At 70.3% G+C, this 20695-nt stretch carries 15 protein-coding genes and 1 tRNA gene; all 16 read left to right on the top strand.

Translation table 11 applies throughout. The features are described from left to right. The first annotated feature begins 47 nt into the window (after positions 1–47). The 16 genes from G9U51_RS04200 (at position 48) to G9U51_RS04130 (ending at position 20649) form a co-directional block, all read left to right on the top strand. Positions 48–1958 (top strand): ABC transporter ATP-binding protein, encoded by a 1911-nt coding sequence (locus G9U51_RS04200; RefSeq protein ID WP_235945440.1) that lies wholly within the window; start codon positions 48–50, stop codon positions 1956–1958. Then, on the top strand, positions 1955–3733 hold the full coding sequence (locus G9U51_RS04195; protein WP_166193628.1) for an ABC transporter ATP-binding protein: 1779 nt from the start codon (positions 1955–1957) through the stop codon (positions 3731–3733). Before G9U51_RS04200 ends, G9U51_RS04195 begins: the two co-directional genes overlap by 4 nt. A 306-nt stretch (positions 3734–4039) precedes the next feature. Continuing rightward, positions 4040–4399: a phosphoribosyl-AMP cyclohydrolase gene (hisI, locus tag G9U51_RS17050; protein WP_407941421.1), complete on the top strand. Its 360-nt coding sequence runs from the start codon at positions 4040–4042 to the stop codon at positions 4397–4399. Further along, positions 4396–5934 (top strand): anthranilate synthase component I, encoded by a 1539-nt coding sequence (locus G9U51_RS04190; protein ID WP_407941417.1) that lies wholly within the window; start codon positions 4396–4398, stop codon positions 5932–5934. Before hisI ends, G9U51_RS04190 begins: the two co-directional genes overlap by 4 nt. After that, positions 5931–6494, top strand: coding sequence for a Trp biosynthesis-associated membrane protein (locus tag G9U51_RS04185; protein WP_166193626.1), 564 nt, complete (start codon positions 5931–5933; stop codon positions 6492–6494). The genes G9U51_RS04190 and G9U51_RS04185 overlap by 4 nt, the downstream gene beginning before the upstream one ends. 43 nt (positions 6495–6537) lie before the next feature. Next, positions 6538–6804: an HGxxPAAW family protein gene (locus tag G9U51_RS04180; RefSeq protein WP_166193623.1), complete on the top strand. Its 267-nt coding sequence runs from the start codon at positions 6538–6540 to the stop codon at positions 6802–6804. 16 nt (positions 6805–6820) lie between these two features. Continuing rightward, positions 6821–7621: an indole-3-glycerol phosphate synthase TrpC gene (gene trpC, locus G9U51_RS04175; protein WP_328823301.1), complete on the top strand. Its 801-nt coding sequence runs from the start codon at positions 6821–6823 to the stop codon at positions 7619–7621. Continuing rightward, positions 7618–8865, top strand: coding sequence for a tryptophan synthase subunit beta (gene trpB / locus G9U51_RS04170; RefSeq protein WP_166193620.1), 1248 nt, complete (start codon positions 7618–7620; stop codon positions 8863–8865). Before trpC ends, trpB begins: the two co-directional genes overlap by 4 nt. After that, entirely contained in the window at positions 8862–9656 is a 795-nt protein-coding gene (trpA, locus tag G9U51_RS04165; protein WP_166193617.1) for a tryptophan synthase subunit alpha, read from the top strand. Before trpB ends, trpA begins: the two co-directional genes overlap by 4 nt. Beyond that, entirely contained in the window at positions 9656–10543 is an 888-nt protein-coding gene (gene lgt, locus G9U51_RS04160) for a prolipoprotein diacylglyceryl transferase (protein WP_407941420.1), read from the top strand. Before trpA ends, lgt begins: the two co-directional genes overlap by 1 nt. Positions 10544–10699: 156 nt before the next feature. Next, entirely contained in the window at positions 10700–15235 is a 4536-nt protein-coding gene (gene gltB, locus G9U51_RS04155; RefSeq protein ID WP_166193611.1) for a glutamate synthase large subunit, read from the top strand. Beyond that, positions 15228–16685, top strand: coding sequence for a glutamate synthase subunit beta (locus G9U51_RS04150; RefSeq protein ID WP_166193608.1), 1458 nt, complete (start codon positions 15228–15230; stop codon positions 16683–16685). The genes gltB and G9U51_RS04150 overlap by 8 nt, the downstream gene beginning before the upstream one ends. A 77-nt stretch (positions 16686–16762) precedes the next feature. Continuing rightward, positions 16763–18217 carry a pyruvate kinase gene (gene pyk / locus G9U51_RS04145; protein ID WP_166193605.1) on the top strand — a complete coding sequence of 485 codons (1455 nt, stop codon included), beginning with the start codon at positions 16763–16765 and terminating at the stop codon, positions 18215–18217. Between the two features lie 79 nt (positions 18218–18296). Then, a tRNA-Leu gene (locus G9U51_RS04140) sits at positions 18297–18379 on the top strand. A gap of 275 nt (positions 18380–18654) precedes the next feature. After that, on the top strand, positions 18655–19254 hold the full coding sequence (locus G9U51_RS04135) for an ANTAR domain-containing response regulator (protein WP_166193892.1): 600 nt from the start codon (positions 18655–18657) through the stop codon (positions 19252–19254). 174 nt (positions 19255–19428) lie between these two features. Then, positions 19429–20649 carry a branched-chain amino acid ABC transporter substrate-binding protein gene (locus G9U51_RS04130; RefSeq protein ID WP_166193602.1) on the top strand — a complete coding sequence of 407 codons (1221 nt, stop codon included), beginning with the start codon at positions 19429–19431 and terminating at the stop codon, positions 20647–20649. The last annotated feature ends 46 nt before the right edge of the window (positions 20650–20695 follow it).

The raw sequence follows: 20695 nt of genomic DNA, 5'->3' as shown, positions 1-20695 counted from the left end.
GTACACCCCGGGCAGCGCGCCGCGGACGTCCCGGCATGATGGGCCGTATGCCGCCGACCCCCTCCGCCCCGACCGGCGGCTCGCTTCGCCGGGGTGCGCGGATCATCGCCACCGGCTTCCGGCGGCAACCGCGCTGGCTGGCGATCGCGGTGATCGGCTCGGCGCTCTACGGCGTGATGACCGTCTACACCGCCCGCGTCATCGGCCACCTCACCGCGACGGTGGTCACGCCGGCGGTCAACGCGCGCCGGGTCACCGACGACCAGCTGTGGACGATCGCCTGGGAGCTGTCGATCGTGGTGGCGCTCAACGTGATTGGCGTGATCCTGCGGCGGGTCGCGGCGGGCCTGGCGTTCTTCAACCTCAACGCGACCTACCGCCGCGAGGTGACCCGGCAATACCTGCGGCTGCCGCTCGCCTGGCACCACCGGCACCCGAGCGGCCAACTGCTGTCCAACGCGAATGCCGACGTCGAGGCGGCCTGGAACATCTTCCAGCCGCTGCCGATGGCCCTCGGCGTGCTCGTCATGCTGGTGGTCGGACTCTGGGAGATGTTCACCACCGATCTGTGGCTCGCCCTCGTCGGGGTGCTGGTCTTCCCGCTGCTGTTCGCGGTCAACCTGGTCTTCCAGTCCCGGATGGCGCCGCGCGCGACTCGGGCGCAGGAGCTGCGGGCGGTGGTGAGCGAGGTCGCGCACGAGAGCATCGAAGCCGGGATGCTCGTCAAGGCCATGGGCCGCGAGGAGCGCGAGACCGAGCGGTTTGCCGCGCGCACCAACGAATTGCGCGCCGCCGCGATCGAGGTCGGCCGGGTGCGTGGCACCTTCGACCCGATCGTCGAGGCGATTCCCACCATCGGCACCCTCGCGGTCCTCGCGGTCGGCACTGCCCAGGTCGCCGCGGGGCGGATCACCGCGGCGCAGGTGGTGCAGATCGCCTATCTGTTCTCGGTGCTCGCCTTCCCGGTGCGCTCCTTCGGCTGGGTGCTCGGCCAGTTGCCGCAGAGCCTGGTCGGCTTCGACCGCCTCCAGCGAGTGCTCACCGCGCGCGGCGAATTCGGCTACGGCAACCGCTCGCTGCCCACCGCCGGGCCTGCGCATGCCGTTGCCGAGCGGGTCACCTTCAGCTACGCACTCACTGGCCAGGACTCCCTCGGGTATGCCGAGGCCGAGACCCCCAGCGAACACTTCCTGGCCGTCGACGACGTCAGCCTCGACCTCACGCCAGGCTCGACGACCGCGCTGGTCGGGCCGACCGGCGCTGGCAAGTCCACGCTGACCGACCTGATGGTGCGCCTCGTCGACCCCGATGCCGGGGAGGTGTCGATCGACGGGACGGCGCTCCCGCAGGTGCGCCGGGGCGGCATACCGCAGTCGGTTGCCCTGGTGCCGCAGCAGACCTTCCTCTTCGACGACACGGTTGAGGGCAATGTCACGCTCGGCGAGCCGCACGGCGCCGAGCAGGTGCGGGACGCGCTCGCGGTCGCGCAGGCCACCGGCTTCGTCGACGCGCTGCCGGAGGGCGCGCAGACCCGGGTGGGGGAGCGCGGCGCCAGCCTGTCGGGTGGTCAGCGACAGCGAATCGCGTTGGCACGCGCGGTGATTCGACGTCCGCGGCTGCTGGTGCTCGACGACGCGACCTCGGCGATCGACCCAGCGGTGGAGACCGCCATCCTCACCGGCCTGCGTGAGCGCAGCGCCGGCACCACCGTCCTCGTGGTCGCCTACCGGATGTCCACGATCGCCCTGGCGGACAGCGTGATCTTCCTCGATCGTGGCCGGATCGCCGACCGCGGCACGCACGCGGAGTTGATGCAGCGCTGCGAGGGCTATCGCACGCTCGTCACGGCATACGCCCGCGAAGCGGCCGAGCGCGAGGCGATCGCGGCCGACGAGGAGCCGGGTGACCAGGGCGCTGTGGGCGACTCCCTCGCAGGCGAGGAGGAGCCGGCCCGATGAGCGTGCGCACCGGTCAGGAGCTCAGCACCTGGCAGACCCTGAGGCGCGGCTTCGCGCTGTCGCCCGAGCTGCGTCGCGGCGTGGGCGTGACGATCGCGCTCGCCGTCGTCTCGACCCTCGGCCGCATCCTCGTGCCGATCGCGGTGCAGCAGACCATCGACCGCGGCATCCTCGCTGCCGGCGGCCCGGACCCGCGGCTGGTCACCACCTTGATGCTGGTCACCGCGCTCGGCGTGGTGCTCGCCGGCTGCGCGGCATACCTGGTCAACCTGCGGCTGTTCCGCTCGTCCGAAGGCGGCCTGGCAACCTTGCGGATCACGGGCTTCCGGCATCTGCACGACCTGTCGATGCTCACCCAGAACGCCGAGCGCCGCGGTGCGCTCGTCGCGCGTGTCACCACCGATGTCGACCAGATCTCCCAGTTCGTGCAGTTCAGCGGGCTGATGCTGCTCATGGCGGTGCTGCAGTTGCTCGTCGCGAGCGCGCTGATGCTCGTCTACAGCCCGCCGCTGGCGCTGGTGGTGTGGCTGTGCTTCCTGCCGCTGGCCTTCGTGTTGCGCACCTTCCAGGGCATGGTGGGGCGCGCTTACACCGTCGTGCGCGAACGGGTCGGCGACATGCTCGCGGCCATCTCGGAGTCGGTCGTCGGTGCCGCCACGATCCGGGCGTATGGCGTGCAGGACCGCACCGCCGAGCGGATCGACCGCACGGTCGAGGCCCATCGCCGCGCGGCGGTCGGCGCCCAGATCCGGGCGGTGGGTGCCTTCACCGCCGGACAGTTCGTGGCCGGCATGACCACGATGATCGTGCTGCTGATCGGCACCGTGCTCGCCACCCACGGCCGGCTGACACTCGGCGAACTGTTGGCCTTCCTCTTCATCGTCAACCTGTTCACCCAGCCGGTGCAGACCGCCACCGAGAACCTCAACGAGCTGCAGAATGCCGTGGCCGGCTGGCGGCGGGTCATCGGGCTGATCGACACCCCGGCCGACGTGCGCGACCCGGGCGACGAGGGCGTAGACCTGCCGCGCGGGCCGATCACGGTCGACTTCGACGGCGTGCGGTTCGGCTATCCCGGTGGCGTCGAGGTGCTGCACGGCATCGACCTGCACATCGGCCCCCGCCAGCGCGTCGCGATCGTCGGAGAGACCGGGTCGGGCAAGACGACCCTGGCCAAGTTGCTCACCCGGCTGATGGACGCGAGCGACGGCGAGGTCCGTCTGGATGGTGTCGACATCCGGCGAATCCGCTTCTCCTCGTTGCGTTCTCGGGTGGTGCTGGTGCCGCAGGAAGGCTTCCTCTTCGACGACACGCTGGCGGCCAACCTGCGGTTCGGGGCGCCCGAGGCCACCGACGACGAACTGCACCTGGCGATCACCGAACTCGGTCTGGACGCCTGGCTCGCCACGCTGCCGCACGGCCTGCAGACCCGGGTCGGGCAGCGCGGCGAATCCCTGTCCGCGGGCGAACGCCAACTGGTCGCCCTCGCGCGGGCCTATCTCGCCGACCCCGACCTGCTGCTGCTTGACGAAGCCACCTCCGCGGTCGACCCGGCCACCGAGGTGCGCATCCAGCGCGCTCTCGAATCGCTCACCTCCGGGCGCACCTCGATCGCTATCGCGCATCGCCTCTCCACCGCCGAGGCGGCCGACCTCGTGGTCGTGGTGGACCGCGGCCAGATCGTCCAGCTCGGCCCGCACCGCGAGCTGGTGCAGGCGACGGGGAGCGTCTACGCCCGGTTGCACGCCAGTTGGGCGACCCAGCAGACGCACTGACGTCGCGCTCGCCGGGCGTGTCCGCGCCAGTGCACGAACGGTGGCGCGTTGCTGCGGACGCTGTGGCGGGGCCGGTTGTGTCCGCGCCGGCGCACGAACGGTGGTGCGTTGCTGCGGACGCTGTGGCGGGGCCGGTCGGTGGTGTCCGCGCCGGCGCACGAACGGTGGTGCGTTGCTGCGGACGCTGAGCGTGGGCTTCGGTTGTGTCCGCGCCGGCGCACGAACGGTGGTGCGTTGCTGCGGACGCTGGGCGCCCCGCTGGGCGGCGCGGGACCCGAACAGCCGGGCACCCCGGCATACGGGACAATGGCAGGTATGCCGTCCCCGCTGCCCGCCGACCTTGCCGCGCGCCTCAAGCGCGACGCCCAGGGGCTGGTCGCCGCGATCGTCCAGCAGCACGACACCGGCGAGGTGCTGATGCTCGGCTGGATGGACGACGAGGCGCTGCGCCGCACGCTCACCGAGGGCCGGGTGACCTTCTGGTCGCGCAGCCGCGGCGAATACTGGCGCAAGGGCGACACCAGCGGACACGTCCAGCACGTCAAGACCGTCAGCCTCGACTGCGACGGCGACGCCCTGCTGGTCCGCGTCGATCAGGTCGGTGCGGCCTGCCACACCGGCGAGCGCACCTGCTTCTTCACCGAGCTCCCCGTGGCGCAGGCGTGAGCGACATCCACGCCGACCTGGAGTTCGGCCGCACCTGGCCGAGCGCATCCCTCTTCGCCGAGCTCGCCCTCGACCGCCGGGTGATCCCGGTGGTGCGGCGGCTCCTGGCCGATGCCGAGACCCCGCTCGGGGTCTACCGCAAGCTCGCCGCCGACCGCCCGGGCACCTTCCTGCTTGAGTCGGCCGAACACGGCGGGGTCTGGTCGCGGTATTCGATCGTCGGTGTCCGCTCGCACGCCACCCTCACCGAAGCGGGCGGCAAGGCGACCTGGATCGGCGACCCGCCGGTCGGCATACCGGCCGAAGGCACACCCACCGACGTGCTGCGCGACACCCTGAAAGCCCTTGCGACACAAGCGATTCCAGGTCTTCCGCCGCTCACTGGCGGCATGGTCGGCGCGGTGACCTATGACGCGGTCCGGCGCTGGGAGCGACTGCCCGACGAGGGTGAGGACCGGCTCGGCCTGCCGGAGCTGTCGATGCTGCTCGCGGTGGACCTGGCGGTCATGGACCACCAGGACAACTCGCTGCTGCTGGTCGCCAACGCGATCAACTACGACGACACCGACGAGCGCGCGGCCGAGGCGTATGCCGCAGCCGTCGCCCGCCTCGACGAGATGACCGAGGCGCTGCTGGTCGCCGCACCGAGCACGGTCACGGTGCCGCAACAGGTCGCGCTCAGCCCGCAAAGCAGCCACACCCGCGAGCAGTACCACGACATGGTCGAGACCTGTAAGGAGGCGATCCGCTCCGGGGAGGCCTTCCAGATCGTGGTCAGCCAGCGCTTCACCGTGCCCTGCGAGGCGGACGCGCTGGACGTCTACCGGGCGCTACGAGCGAGCAACCCGAGTCCTTATATGTACCTCCTGCGGCTGCCGCTGCCGGGCGGCAGCAGTTACGACATCGTCGGCTCCAGCCCCGAGGCGCTGGTCAAGGTGACCGGCCGCGAGGTCATCACCCACCCGATCGCCGGGTCGCGGCCGCGCGGCAAGACCCCCGAGCAGGACCAGGAGCTCGCCGACGAATTGCGCGCCGACCCCAAGGAGCGCGCCGAGCACCTCATGCTCGTCGACCTGTCCCGCAACGACCTGCAGCGGGTCTGCGACGCCGGCACGGTGGACACCGTCGAGTTCATGAACATCCGGCACTACAGCCACATCATGCATCTGGAGTCGACCGTCGTCGGCCGCCTGGCCGCGGGTGCGAGCGCGTATGACGCCCTCGTGGCCACCTTCCCGGCCGGCACCCTGTCCGGCGCCCCGAAGCCGCGGGCGATGCAGATCGTCGACCGGCTCGAGGGTCTGCGACGCGGGGTGTATGGCGGGGTCGTCGGCTATTTCGACTTCCATGGCGACATGGACCTGGCCATCGCGATCCGGACCGCCGTGCTGAAGGACGGCTTCGCGCACGTGCAGGCGGGCGCGGGCATCGTCGCCGATTCGGTGCCGGAGAGCGAATACCAGGAGACCATCACCAAGGCCGCGGCCGCGCTGCGTGCCGTCGCCACCGCGACCGGAATGGCGCCGCCGCGATGACCAGCCGGCGCACCGTGATCATCGTGGGCGTCCTCGGGGTCGTGCTCGCCCTGATCGCCGCCAGCCGCACCTGGGTCTCGGGCACCCTCAACGACGCCGTGCTGCAGGGCACCCGGGTGAATGTGTCCGGCGGCAAGGCGGCGCCCACCCTGATCGCCGGCGCCCTGGTCGGCGCGGCGGCCTTCCTTGCCATCCTCACCACCGGACGCGTGGCCCGCCGCATTGCCGCGGTCCTGGCCGTGCTCGGCGGCCTGCTGTGCGCGACCGGTGTGGTCATGGTGATCAGCGACCCGAGTGCACCCTTGCGTGACCAGGCCTCGGCGGCCACCGGTCGCACCGGCGCGGTCGGCGTCGATGCGACCCTCAACGGCTGGCCGTGGCTTGCGCTGATCGGCGGTGTGCTCATCACCGTCGCCGGCCTCGCGTCGCTGCTGCTCGCCGGCCGCTGGAGTGGCCTCGGCCGCTCCTATGACGCGCCGGCCGCACCTCGCGCCAAGGACGACTGGGACGCGCTGTCCGAAGGAGACGACCCGACGGCAGCCGGCGAGACACAGCCCTGACACAATGGGTGGTCGTCACCAGCACCCGCCTCAAGGAGCATCCATGGCCGAGACCGATCACGTCGACCACGGCAATAGCGTCGCTGCCTGGACGGGCGTCAGCCTGCTCATCCTCGGTGCCCTCTTCGTCGGCATCGGCATCTTCTTCGCGTCCTCGCTGTGGTGGATCATCGGCATCGTCGTGGCGGCGGTCGGGCTCGTGGCGGGACTGGCGCTCAAGGCCGCCGGGTTCGGCAACCAGAACCGGGAAGAGCAGCACGACGCGGTGCCGACCGGGGCGACCGACCCCGAGTCGGCCGCGCGCGGCTGAACCGCGGCTGAACACCGTGCCGACCGTTCTGGACCAGATCATCGACGGAGTCCGTGAGGACCTCGCCGAGCGCATGCGCGCCACCCCGATGCCGGAGCTGGTGGAGCGCGCCGCGGCCCAGCCGAGCGCTCTCGACGCCGCCGAGGTGCTGGCCGCTCCCGGCCCGGTCAAGGTGATCGCCGAGGTCAAACGCAAGAGTCCCAGCAAGGGTGAGCTCGCCGGCATACCCGATCCGGCGGCGCTCGCCGCGGCCTACGAGGCCGGTGGGGCGAGCGTCATCTCCGTCCTCACCGAGCAACGCCGCTTCGGTGGCAGCCTCGCCGACCTGGACGCGGTCCGCGAGCGGGTGTCGATCCCGTTGCTGCGCAAGGATTTCGTCGTCACCGAATACCAGGTGCTCGAGGCGCGCGCCCACGGCGCCGATGTGGTGCTGCTCATCGTCGCTGCGCTGCCCGGCAACCAGTTGCGCGACCTCTTCCAGCAGGTGCTGGACCTGGGCATGACCGCCCTCGTCGAGGTGCACGACGAGACCGAGGCACTGCGTGCGGCCGATCTCGGCGCCCGCGTCATCGGCGTCAACGCCCGCAATCTGAAGACCCTCGAGGTCGACCCCAGCGTCTTCGGCCGGGTTGCCGCGCACCTGCCGGACACCGCGGTCAAGGTGGCCGAGTCCGGCATCACCGGCCCGGGCGATGTCGCCGGCTATGTCGCCGACGGCGCCCGCGCGGTGCTCGTTGGCGAGACCCTCGTCAAGCAGTCCTCGCCCGCCGCCGCCGTCGGGTGGCTGCGCGGGCTGTCCGCCCAGGAGGCCGTATGACGACCGCGGACTTCCCGCGCGTCGGCCGGTTCGGGGCGTTCGGCGGCCGCTACGTGCCCGAAGCGCTCGTCGCGGCGCTGGAGGAGCTCGAGGAGCACCGCACCAAGGCGATGCACGACCCGGAGTTCCTCGGCGAACTGGCCGAGCTCCAGCGCACCTACACCGGCCGGCCGAGCATCATCACCGAGGTGCCGCGGTTCGCCGAGCACTGCGGCGGCGCCCAGGTCGTGCTCAAGCGCGAGGACCTCAACCACACCGGCTCGCACAAGATCAACAACGTGCTGGCCCAGGGCCTGCTCACCAAGCGGATGGGCAAGACCCGGGTGATCGCCGAGACCGGCGCCGGCCAGCACGGCGTGGCCACCGCCACCGCCGCGGCGCTGATGGGGCTGGACTGCACGATCTACATGGGCCGGGTCGACACCGAGCGGCAGGCACTCAATGTCGCCCGGATGCGGCTGCTCGGCGCCGAGGTGGTGCCGGTCGACCACGGCTCGCGCACGCTCAAGGACGCGGTCAACGAGGCCTTCCGCGACTGGGTGACCAATGTCCACAACACGCACTACGTGCTGGGCACGGTCACCGGGCCCTATCCCTTCCCGGAGATGGTGCGCGACTTCCACCGCGTGATCGGGGTGGAGGCCCGCCAGCAGGTGCTCGACGCCTACGGCCGGCTGCCCGACGCGGTCCTCGCCTGCGTCGGCGGCGGCTCCAATGCGATCGGCATCTTCCACCGCTTCATCGACGACCGCGACGTGCGCCTCATCGGGCTCGAAGGCGGGGGAGAGGGCATCGAGTCCGGCCGCCATGCCTCCCGCTTCAGCGGTCAGGGCACGCCCGGCGTGCTGCACGGCGCCTACACCTACGTCCTGCAGGACGACGACGGCCAGACCATCGAATCCCACTCTGTCTCAGCGGGATTGGACTATCCGAGCGTCGGTCCCGAGCACGCCTTCCTGAAGGACGCCGGCCGGGCTGAGTACTACCCGGTCACCGACGAGGAGGCGATGGAGGCCTTCCGGCTGCTCGCCCGCACCGAGGGCATCCTGCCCGCGATCGAGTCGGCGCACGCGCTGGCCGGTGCGATGCGGATCGGGCGCGAACTGGGCCGGGACGCCCTGCTGCTGGTCAACCTGTCCGGCCGGGGCGACAAGGATGTGCACACCGCCGGGCAGTGGTTCGGGCTGATCGACAACGACGCCGAGGACGCCGCAGAGACCGACGACCCCAAGGAGCAGGTGTGACCGCGGTCGCCGACGTCCTCGCCACCGCGAAGGCCGAGGGCCGCGCCGCCCTGATCGGCTACCTGCCGGTCGGCTTCCCCAGCGTGCGCGACTCGATCGAGGCGATGCTCGCCATGCACGACGCCGGTGCCGACGCGATCGAGATCGGCCTGCCCTACAGCGACCCGCTCATCGACGGCCCGATCATCCAGACCGCCGCGAGCAAGGCGCTCGCGGCCGGGGTCCGGGTCGCCGACGTGATCGCCGCCTCACGCGAGCTCGCCGCGGCCGGGGCGCCCCATGTCGTGATGAGCTACTGGAACCCCGTGCTGCGGTATGGCGTCGACCGCTTCGCGGCCGATCTGGCCGAGGCCGGGTGCTCGGGCATGATCACGCCCGACCTGGTGCCGGACGAGGCCGCCGACTGGATCGAGGCGGCGCGCAAGCATGACCTCAACCGGGTGTTCCTGGTGGCGCCCACCTCCAGCCCGGAGCGGATCGCCAGCACCACCGCGGTCACCAGCGGGTTCGTCTACGCCCAGTCGATCATGGGGGTCACCGGCTCGCGCGCGGTGCGCGGCGAGGAGGCCAAGGCCCTGGTCGACCGCATCCGCGAACACACCGACCTGCCGATCGGCGTCGGCATTGGCGTCTCCAATGCCCAGCAGGCCGCCGAGATCGCCGCCTTCGCCGATGCGGTCATCGTCGGCACCCTGCCCGTGCGGCAGCTGGTGGAGAGCGAGACGGTCGCGGACGGCATACGACGACTGCGCGAGGTGATCGGAGAGCTCGCCGAAGGCGTGCGCCGGTGATCGCCGAGAGCTATCTGCCGAGCCCCACCCAGGGGGTGCTGTGGCTCGGGCCGATCCCGCTGCGCGGCTACGCGCTGTGCATCCTGGCCGGCATCGTCGCCGCCATCTGGATCTGCGCGCGCCGGCTGAAGGACCGCGGCATCAACCCCGACCACGCCCTCGGGGTGGCCTGGTGGGCGGTGCCCTTCGGCATCGTCGGCGGCCGGCTCTATCACGTCATCACCACGCCGCAGCCCTATTTCGGCAAGGGCGGCAACCCGATCGACGCGCTCAAGATCTGGAATGGCGGCCTCGGCATCTGGGGTGCGGTCGCGCTCGGTTTCGTCGGCGCGTGGATCGGGTGCCGCAAGCTCGGCGTGCCGCTGCTCGCGTATGCCGACGCCGCCGTCCCCGGTGTGGCCCTCGCCCAGGCGATGGGCCGCTGGGGCAATTGGTTCAACAACGAGCTCTATGGCCGCGCGACCGACCTGCCGTGGAAGCTGCAGATCCACGAGTGGGACGAGAGCAAGGGCGCCGCGGTGCGCGATGCCGCCGGGAAGCCGATCGTGCTCGGCTACTTCCAGCCGACCTTCCTCTACGAGTCGATCTGGTGCCTGCTGCTCGCGCTGGTCATCGTGCTGGTGGACCGCAAGCGGGCGCTCGCGCGCGGTCGGGCGTTCGCGCTCTATGTCGCCGGTTATCCGCTCGGCCGGATCGTCTTCGAGCTGATGCGCAGCGACCCGGCCAACCGCATCCTCGGCCTGCGGGTCAACGTGTGGATGTCGCTGATCATCTTCGCGCTGGGGGTGTGGCTGTGGGCGCGGTTCAAGCGCAATCCGGTCGACACTGCCGCCATTGGCAGCGACGCGGCCGTCTCGGATCGCGAGACCAACCGTCCCACCTTGTGAGCGCGCAGCACCGGTCGGTAGTCTGACGCCGATACATGCCGGCCAATGACGTCCAGCGTGCGCAATTTCCGATCGCGCCGTTCGTCAGCCAGCAGGGCCACCCGCCCCGCCACCTTGCCGTACGGCGCTCGACCCGGTGAAGGACGGTGGCGCCCGATGGGCCAGAGCTATTCCGCAGCGGTCCCGGCCAAGCACGGCCTCTACGACCCCGCCAACGAGCACGACGCGTGTGGCGTCGGCATGGTCGCCACCATGCGGGGCTGGGCGGGACACGACATCGTCGACCACGCCCTCACCGTGCTGGAGAACCTCGAGCACCGCGGCGCGACCGGTGCCGATCCTGCGGTCGGTGACGGCGCCGGCATACTCACGCAGTTGCCGGACGCCTTCCTGCGCGAGGTGCTGCCCTTCGAGTTGCCCGAGCTCGGGCGGTATGCCGGCGGCATCGCCTTCCTGCCCACCGACCCGGACGCGCAGTGGCGGATCGGCGAGCGCTTCGCCGAGATCGCCGGCGAGGAGGGCCTGCGGGTGCTCGGCTGGCGTGATGTGCCGACCAACGCCGAGGGCATCGGCCAGGCCGCGATCGAGGTGATGCCGGTCTTCCGGATGGCCTTCGTCGCCGGGACCGACGACGCGAGCGGACTCGACCTGGAGCGGCGCGCCTTCGCGTTGCGCAAGCGGATCGAGCGCGAGACCGAGGCGTATTTCCCGTCCTTCTCCTCGCGCACCATCGCCTACAAGGGCATGCTCACCACCGCTCAGCTCGAGCGCTTCTATCCCGACCTGGCCGACGAGCGGTTCGTCACCGAGCTCGCCCTGGTGCACCAGCGCTTCTCGACCAACACCTTCCCGTCCTGGTCGCTCGCACATCCCTACCGGATGATCGCCCACAACGGCGAGATCAACACCGTGCGCGGCAACCGCAACTGGATGACCGCGCGCGAGTCGACCCTGGCCAGCCCGCTGTTCGGCGGCGACATGAGCCGGCTGTTCCCGATCTGCGCCGACGAGGTGTCCGACTCCGCCTCCTTCGACGAGGTCGTCGAGCTGCTGCACCTGGGTGGCCGCAGCCTGCCGCACGCGGTGCTGATGATGATCCCCGAGGCCTGGGAGAACCACGCCTCGATGGACCCGGCCCGCCGCGCGTTCTACGAATACCACTCAATGCTCATGGAGCCGTGGGACGGCCCGGCCTGTGTGGCCTTCACCGACGGCACCCTCATCGGCGCGGTGCTCGACCGCAACGGGCTGCGCCCGGGCCGGTATGCCGTGACCGACGACGGGCTGGTCGTGCTCGCCTCCGAGGCGGGCGTGCTCGACCTGGACCCCGCGCGCGTGGTGCGCAAGGGACGGCTGCAGCCGGGGCGGATGTTCCTCATCGACACCGCCGAGGGCCGGATCGTCAGCGACGACGAGCTCAAGCAGCAGCTCGCCACCGAGCAGCCCTATGAAGAGTGGCTGCACGCCGGGGTCATCCGGCTGGACCAGCTGCCCGAGCGCGAGCACGTCTGGCACACCCCGGCCTCGATCGTGCGGCGCCAGCAGACCTTCGGCTACACCGCCGAGGAGTTGCGGGTGCTGCTGCGCCCGATGGCCGCCAAGGGCGCCGAGGCGCTCGGCTCGATGGGCACCGACAGCCCGATCGCGGTGCTGTCCGACCGTCCCCGGCTGGTCTTCGACTACTTCAGCCAGCTGTTCGCCCAGGTCACCAACCCGCCGCTGGACGCCATCCGCGAGGAGCTCGTCACCTCCCTCGGCACCACGATGGGCCCCGAGGGCAACCTGCTGGAGGTGCTGCCGCAGCACGCCCGCCAGGTCGAGCTGCCGTTCCCGGTGATCGACAACGACGAGCTGGCCAAGATCGCCCACATCAACGCCGAGGGCAATTTCCCCGGCTTCGCGACCTACACCATCCGCGGCACCTACAACGTCGAGGGCGGCGTCACCGCGCTGCGCGCCCGGCTGCGCGGCATCTGCGCCGAGGTGTCCCAGGCGATCGAGGACGGTTACCGCTTCGTCATCCTGTCCGACCGCGACAGCAACTCCGAGTTCGCGCCGATCCCGTCGCTGCTGCTCACCTCGACCGTGCACCACCACCTGATCCGGGAGAAGAACCGCACCCAGGTCGGCCTGGTCGTCGAGGCCGGTGACGTGCGCGAGGTGCACCACGTGGCACTGCTCGTCGGGTATGGCGCGGCCGCGGTCAACCCCTACCTGGCGATGGAGTCGGTCGAGGAGCTCGTGCGGCGCGGCGAGATCGCCGATGTCACCGCCGAGCAGGCGGTGAAGAACCTCATCAAGGCGCTCGGCAAGGGCCTGCTCAAGGTCATGTCCAAGATGGGCATCTCCACCGTGGCCTCCTACCGCGGCGCCCAGGTCTTCGAGGCACTCGGGCTGTCCCAGGAGCTGATCGACGAACACTTCACCGGCACCACCTCGCGACTCGGCGGCATCGGCCTGGAACAGATCGCGCGCGAGGTGGCCGAACGGCACGCCACGGCATACCCCAAGAGCGGGCAGCGGCAGTCGCACCGCACGCTCGAGGTGGGCGGCGAATACCAGTGGCGCCGTGAGGGGCCGCCGCATCTGTTCGACCCCGAGACGGTCTTCCGGTTGCAGCACTCCACCCGCAGCCGCCGCTACGACATCTTCAAGCAGTACACCCAGCGGGTGAACGACCAGTCCGAGCGACTGATGACGCTGCGTGGGCTGTTCTCGTTGCGCGGCGACCGGCCCTCGATCCCGATCGAGGAGGTCGAGCCGGTCAGCGAGATCGTCAAGCGATTCTCGACCGGCGCGATGAGCTACGGCTCGATCAGCGGCGAGGCACACGAGACCCTCGCGATCGCGATGAACCGGCTGGGCGGCAAGTCCAACACCGGTGAGGGCGGAGAGGACCTGGACCGGCTGCAGGACCCGAGCCGCCGCTCGGCGATCAAGCAGGTCGCCTCGGGGCGATTCGGTGTCACCTCGGTCTACCTGACCGAATCCGACGACATCCAGATCAAGATGGCGCAGGGCGCCAAGCCCGGTGAGGGCGGCCAGCTGCCCGGCAACAAGGTCTACCCGTGGGTGGCGACCACCCGGCATTCGACGCCGGGTGTCGGCCTGATCAGCCCGCCGCCGCACCACGACATCTACTCGATCGAGGACCTGGCCCAGCTGATCCACGACCTGAAGAACGCCAACCCGAGCGCGCGCATCCACGTCAAGCTGGTCGCGCAGATGGGGGTGGGCACGGTCGCAGCCGGTGTGTCCAAGGCGCACGCGGATGTCGTGCTGATCTCCGGTCACGACGGTGGCACCGGCGCCGCGCCGCTGACCTCGCTCAAGCACGCCGGCGGTCCGTGGGAGCTCGGCCTGGCCGAGACCCAGCAGACGCTGATGCTCAACAAGCTGCGCGACCGGATCGTGGTGCAGGCCGACGGCCAGCTCAAGACCGGCCGCGATGTGGTGATCGCCGCGCTGCTCGGCGCCGAGGAGTTCGGCTTCGCGACCGCGCCGCTGGTCGTGAGCGGCTGCATCATGATGCGGGTCTGCCACCTGGACACCTGCCCGGTCGGCATCGCCACCCAGAACCCCGAACTGCGGGCGCGCTACACCGGCAAGCCGGAGTTCGTGGAGACCTTCTTCGAGTACATCGCCGAGGAGGTGCGCGAACTGCTCGCCGAGCTGGGCTTCCGCTCCCTGGAGGAGGCGGTCGGGCACAGCGAGCTCATCGACACCCGCCGCGCGGTCGACCACTGGAAGGCCGCGGGGCTGGACTTGTCGCCGATCCTTGCGCGCGCCGACGTGCCCGAGGACTCGCCCCGGCATCGCGTCATCGAGCAGGACCATGGCCTGGCCAAGGCGCTCGACCAGGAGCTGATCCGGCTGTCCGGTGATGCCCTGGAGCGGCGCGAGCCGGTGCGCATCGACCTGCCGGTCCGCAATGTCAACCGCACCGTCGGCACGATGCTCGGCCATGAGGTCACCAAGCGGTATGCCGAGGGCCTGGCCGACGGGACCATCGACGTCACCCTGCGCGGGACGGCCGGGCAGTCGCTCGGTGCCTTCCTGCCTGCGGGCATCACGCTGCGGATGTATGGCGAGGCGAACGACTATGTCGGCAAGGGCCTGTCGGGCGGGCGCGTCGTGGTCCGGCCGCTGCCGGAGGCGTCCCTGGTCGCCGAGCTCAATGCGGTGGCCGGCAATGTCATCGGCTATGGCGCGACCTCGGGCGAGATCTTCCTGCGCGGCATCGTCGGCGAGCGCTTCTGCGTGCGCAACTCCGGCGCCACCGCGGTGGTGGAGGGCGTCGGCGACCACGCCTGCGAATACATGACCGGCGGCACCGTGGTGATCCTCGGCCCGACCGGCCGGAATGTCGGAGCCGGTATGTCGGGCGGCGTCGCCTACGTGCTCGACCTGGACGAGAGCCAGGTCAACCGGGAGCTGGTCGACGTCGGTCCGCTGCGAGAGCGCGACCTGCCGGTCGTGCACGACCTGATCAAGGCCCACCAGGAGTGGACCGAGTCCACGGTGGCCGCCAAGCTGCTCGCGGCCTGGCCGGAGTCGGCCGATCGCTTCTCGATCGTGCTGCCGCGTGACTATCAACGAGTCCTGGACGTGCGTGAGGAGGCCGAGGCCGAGGGTCTCGACCTGGACGGCACGGAGGTCTGGGGACGCATCATGGAGGTGTCGAATGGCTGACCCGCGTGGATTCCTGAAGACCCGGGAGCGCGAGCTTCCCAAGCGTCGCCCGGTGCCGGTGCGCATCAAGGACTGGAAAGAGGTCTACGAGGAGCAGGAGCTGTCGCAACTGCAGCGACAGGCCGGCCGGTGCATGGACTGCGGCATACCGTTCTGTCACCAGGGCTGCCCGCTCGGCAACCTCATCCCGGAGTGGAACGACCTGGCCTGGCGCGGTGACTGGGCGGACGCGATCGAGCGGCTGCACGCCACCAACAACTTCCCGGAGTTCACCGGGCGGCTGTGCCCAGCGCCGTGCGAGACCGCCTGCGTGCTCGGCATCTCCCAGCCCGCGGTGACGATCAAGCAGGTCGAGCTGACCACGATCGAGGAGGCCTTCGCGCGCGGTGGCGTGGAGCCGCAGCCGCCGGTCCGGCTGACCGCCAAGACCGTTGCGGTCGTCGGCTCCGGCCCGGCCGGGCTGGCCGCCGCCCAGCAGCTCACCCGGGTCGGGCACACCGTCGCGGTCTACGAGCGGGCCGACAAGCCGGGCGGTCTGATGCGCTACGGCATCCCCGAGTTCAAGATGGAGAAGTCGGTGCTCGACCGCCGGCTGGACCAGATGGTCGCCGAGGGCACCCGGTTCCGCTGCGGCGTCACCATCGGCGAGGACATCACCTGGGAGCAACTGCGGCAGCGGTATGACGCCGTCGTGGTCGCCACGGGTGCCACCATCCCGCGTGATCTGCCGGTCCCCGGGCGTGAGCTCGACGGGGTGGTGCAGGCGATGGACTTCCTGCCGCCGGCCAACCGGGTCGCGCTGGGGGAGAGCGTCGAAGGCCAGGTGACCGCCGAGGGCAAGCACGTCATCGTCATCGGTGGCGGCGACACCGGTGCCGACTGCATCGGCACCTCCCACCGGCAGGGCGCCGCCTCGGTGACCTCGCTGGAGATCATGCCGCGCCCCGGCGAGGAGCGCTCGGCCGCGCACCCGTGGCCGACCTACCCGATGATCTTCCGGGTGGCGAGCGCGCACGAGGAGGGCGGCGAGCGGCTCTACGCGATGAGCACCAAGGAACTCGTCGATGACGGCAATGGACACGTGAAAGCGTTGCGGCTCAGCGAAGTTCGCTCCGGTGACAACGGTTTCGAGGAGGTCGAGGGCACCGAGCGGGAGATCCCGGCGGACCTGGTGTTGCTCGCGATGGGCTTCACCGGCCCGGAGGGCGAGCAGATCGTCGACCAGATCGAGGTGGAGCTCGACGAGCGCAGCAATGTGGCGCGCGACGGGCGGTTCATGACCAACGTGCCGGGTGTCTTCGTCGCCGGCGACGCAGGGCGTGGCCAGTCGCTCATCGTGTGGGCGATCGCCGAAGGCCGCTCGGTCGCGCGGGCAGTGGACGAATATCTCACCGGCCGCTCCGAGTTGCCCGCGCCGATCGGTCCGACCGACCGGGCGCTCGCGGTCTGACCGGACGCTCGCGAAGTTACCCGGCCGTACCGCGGACGCCCTCGGCCGGGCGGTATGCCGTCGATAGGGTTGAGGTCATGCGCCGAGCCAAGATCGTGGCCACGATGGGGCCTGCCTCAGCCACTCCCGAACGCCTCGCCGAACTCGTCGCCGCGGGGCTGGATGTCGCCCGGCTGAACCTCTCCCACGGTTCGCACGAGGACCACGCCGCCGTCTACGACATGGTGCGGCAGGCGAGCGACGCGAGCGGCCGCGCGGTCGGCATACTCGCTGATCTGCAGGGTCCCAAGATCCGCACCGGCCGGTTCGAGCTCGGCCCGATCGTGCTCGAGCGCGGCGACACCTTCACGATCACCGTCGACGACATCCAGGGCGACAAGGACCGGGTCTCGACGACCTACAAGGGCCTGACCGGCGACGTCCGCCCCGGCGACCGGATCCTCATCGACGACGGCAAGGTCGAGCTGCGCGCGGTGCAGGTGACCCCGACCGACGTGGTCACCGAGGTGGTCGAGGGCGGGGTCGTGTCCAACAACAAGGGCATCAACCTGCCCGGCGTCGCGGTGAGCGTGCCGGCGCTGTCGGACAAGGACGAGGCGGACCTGCGCTGGGCGCTGCGCCGCGGGGTCGACTTCGTCGCGCTGTCCTTCGTGCGCTCGGCGCAGGACATCGTGCGGGTGCACGAGATCATGACCGAGGAGGGCGAGCACCGCCCGGTCATCGCCAAGATCGAGAAGCCGCAGGCGGTCGAGAACCTCGCCGCGATCATCGACGCCTTCGACGGGGTGATGGTCGCGCGCGGCGACCTCGGGGTGGAGCTGCCGCTGGAGGATGTGCCGATCGTGCAGAAGCGCGCGGTCGAGCTGTGCCGCCGGCAGGCCAAGCCGGTCATCGTCGCGACCCAGGTGCTGGAGTCGATGATCGACAACCCGCGCCCGACCCGCGCCGAGGCCAGCGACTGTGCCAACGCGGTGCTCGACGGCGCGGACGCGATCATGCTGTCGGGGGAGACCAGCGTCGGCAAGTGGCCGGTCGAGGCGGTGCGCACCATGGCGCGCATCATTGAGTCGACCGAGGACCACGGCCTGGACCGCATCCCGCCGCTCGGCACTCACCCGTCGACCAAGGGCGGCGCCATCGCGTTCGCTGCGGCCGACATCGGCCAGACGCTGGGCGCGAAATTCCTCATCTGCTTCACCACCACCGGCGACAGTGCCCGCCGCATGTCCCGGCTGCGCTGCCCCATCAGCACGCTCGCCTTCACCCCGAACTCGCTCACCCGCTCGGTGCTCACCATGAACTGGGGTGTCGAGACCTTCCTGGTGCCCAGCGTCCGGCATACCGACCAGATGGCGATGCAGGTAGATGAGACGCTGCTCGCCTCCGGGCACGTGGTCGAGGGCGACCTGGTCGTCATCGTCGCCGGCTCACCGCCCGGCATCCCCGGCTCGACCAACGCGCTGCGGGTGCACAAGATCGGCGACGCCAAGAACAAGGTGGCGCCGGCCTACGGCGACCTCGCGGGCGGCTGACCCGCGGGCGCGGTGGCCCCGGCATACGGGCCTCGCGGGCGGCTGACCCGCGGGCGTGCCGTATGCTGTTCCGGCCCTCGCCGGGGTGGTGGAATGGCAGACACGGAGCACTCAAAATGCTTTGCCCGCAAGGGCGTGCGGGTTCAAGTCCCGCTCCCGGCACCCAGTTCTTTCCCCGTATGACGTGCGCGCACCAGCCGCCGCATCTCAGGTGGCGCCCGCCGGCAACTCGCATGCGCCCACGCGACTTGCATGCCGAGAACCCACCTGCAGACCGTGACCACGGCATGCGAGTGCGCTCACCGCATGCAAGTGGCCGTGCGGCATGCGAGTGCAGTGAGTGTCTGCGAGTGGCCGCGCAGCCCGGCCCGGCATACGGTGAAACAGGCACGTAACCCGGCTCTGGCAGGCTGAGGCACGTGAGCGAACAGACCGATATGCCGAGGGTGCTCGTCGCCGAGGACGAGGCGATCATCCGGATGGACCTGGCCGAGATGCTGCGCGAGGCGGGCTATGACGTCGTCGCCGAGGTGGGCGACGGGCGCTCGGCTGTGCAGCAGGCGCGCGTGCTCAAGCCCGACCTGATCGTGATGGACATCAAGATGCCCGAGCTCGACGGCATCAGCGCGGCCCAGGAGATCAACGCCGAACCGGTTGCGCCGATCGTCATGCTCACGGCGTTCTCCGACAAGGAGCTGGTCGAGCGGGCGACCGATGCGGGCGTGATGGGCTATGTGCTCAAGCCGTTCACCATCGACGATCTGCGCCCGGCGCTCACCGTCGCGGCCAGCCGCTGGCAGGAGCAGCGGGCGCTGCAGTCCGAGGTCGCCGACCTGGGGGACCGGCTGGAGACCCGCAAACAGCTCGACAAGGCCAAGGGCGTGCTGATGAAGCGCCTCGGACTCGATGAGGCGGCCGCCTTCCGCTGGCTGCAGAAGACCGCGATGGACCGCCGCCTCGGCATGCGCGAGGTGGCCGAGGCTGTGCTCGCCGGCACCGGCGAAGAGTCGCGCACACCAGGTCAACCGCAGGTATGACGAGGGTCACGAGTCGGTAACGAACCATGCCGCAGTGACGGCGCGTCATAGGCGGGGAGCCCGTGCAGTGATTAGTGTTCCGCACAGTCTCGAGCGGCCCGGTCGGGCAGCTTCTGAGCCCCCATCACAGCGGATGTGTCCGACCGGACACCCCGAGAAAACACGGAGGACGCCATGTCCCGAATCCTCAAGGGCGCCGCAGCCTTCGCGGCCCTCTCGCTGAGCGTCGCCGGCTGCGCGAACAGCAGCAATGGTGGCAGTGGCGGTGGTGGCGCAGGCGCATCCGGCCTGAAGACGCTCGCCGCGCAGGACAAGATCGACGCGCCGAGCGACGCGGTCAAGCCCGCCGGTGACGGCAAGGCCAAGTGCGCCGGCACCACGACCATCGCGTTCATCGGTGCCCAGACCGGGCCCAACGCCCAGCTGGGCATCAACGAATACAACGGCATTCAGCTGGCCATCAACGAGCACAACAAGGGCAACTCCGGCTGCCAGGTGCAGTTCAAGAAGTTCGACACCGAGGGTGACCCGGCCAAGGCCACCGGCCCGGTGACCCAGGCGGTCGGCGACAAGAACATCATCGGCGTCGTCGGCCTGCCCTTCTCCGGCGAGTCCAAGGCGACCAACAAGATCTTCGAGCAGGCCGGCCTGGTGCACATCACCGCCTCGGCCACCAACCCCACCTTGTCCAAGCAGGGTTATAAGACCTTCTTCCGTGGCCTCGGCAACGACAACGTCCAGGGCCCGGCGGTCAAGACCCTCGCGGACAAGCTCGGTGCCAAGAAGGTCTTCGTGGTCCAGGACGACTCCGACTACGGCATCGGCCTGGCCGGCACCGCGACCAAGGCGCTCGGCGGCATGGTGGCCGGCAGCGACAAGGTCACCACCGGTCAGAAGGACTTCTCCTCGACCGTGCAGAAGATCATCTCCTCCAAGGCGGACGCGGTGTTCTACTCCGGCTACTACGCCGAGGGTGCGCCGCTGGACAGCCAGCTGGTCGGCAAGGGCTTCAAGGGCGCCTTCATCGGCCCCGACGGTGTGAAGGACCCCGAGTTCATCAAGCAGGCCGGCTCGGCGGCGAGCAACGCCTACTTCACCTGCCCGTGCATCCCGGGTGACCTGATCCCGTCCTTCGCCAGCGCCTACAAGGGTGTCGCGAACGGCCAGGCTCCGGGCACCTACTCGGTCGAGGCGTATGACGCCGCGACGATCCTGCTCACCGGCATCGACAAGGGCAACACCACCCGGGCCAAGCTGCTGGACTTCGTGAAGAACTACAACGGCGCGGGCCTGTCGAAGAACTACAAGTGGGACGCCACGGGTGAGCTATCCGACCTCGCGGTCTACGGCTACAAGGCTGACGGCAAGAACATCGTTTCGGTCGGCAAGCTCTGACGGACGCCTAGCACCTGGGGCCCGCCTGCATGTGGCAGGCGGGCCC

It is taken from the genome of Metallococcus carri (assembly GCF_011440275.1).
GTDB lineage: Bacteria > Actinomycetota > Actinomycetes > Actinomycetales > Dermatophilaceae > Metallococcus > Metallococcus carri.
This window is presented reverse-complemented; position numbering and strand designations above follow the sequence as displayed.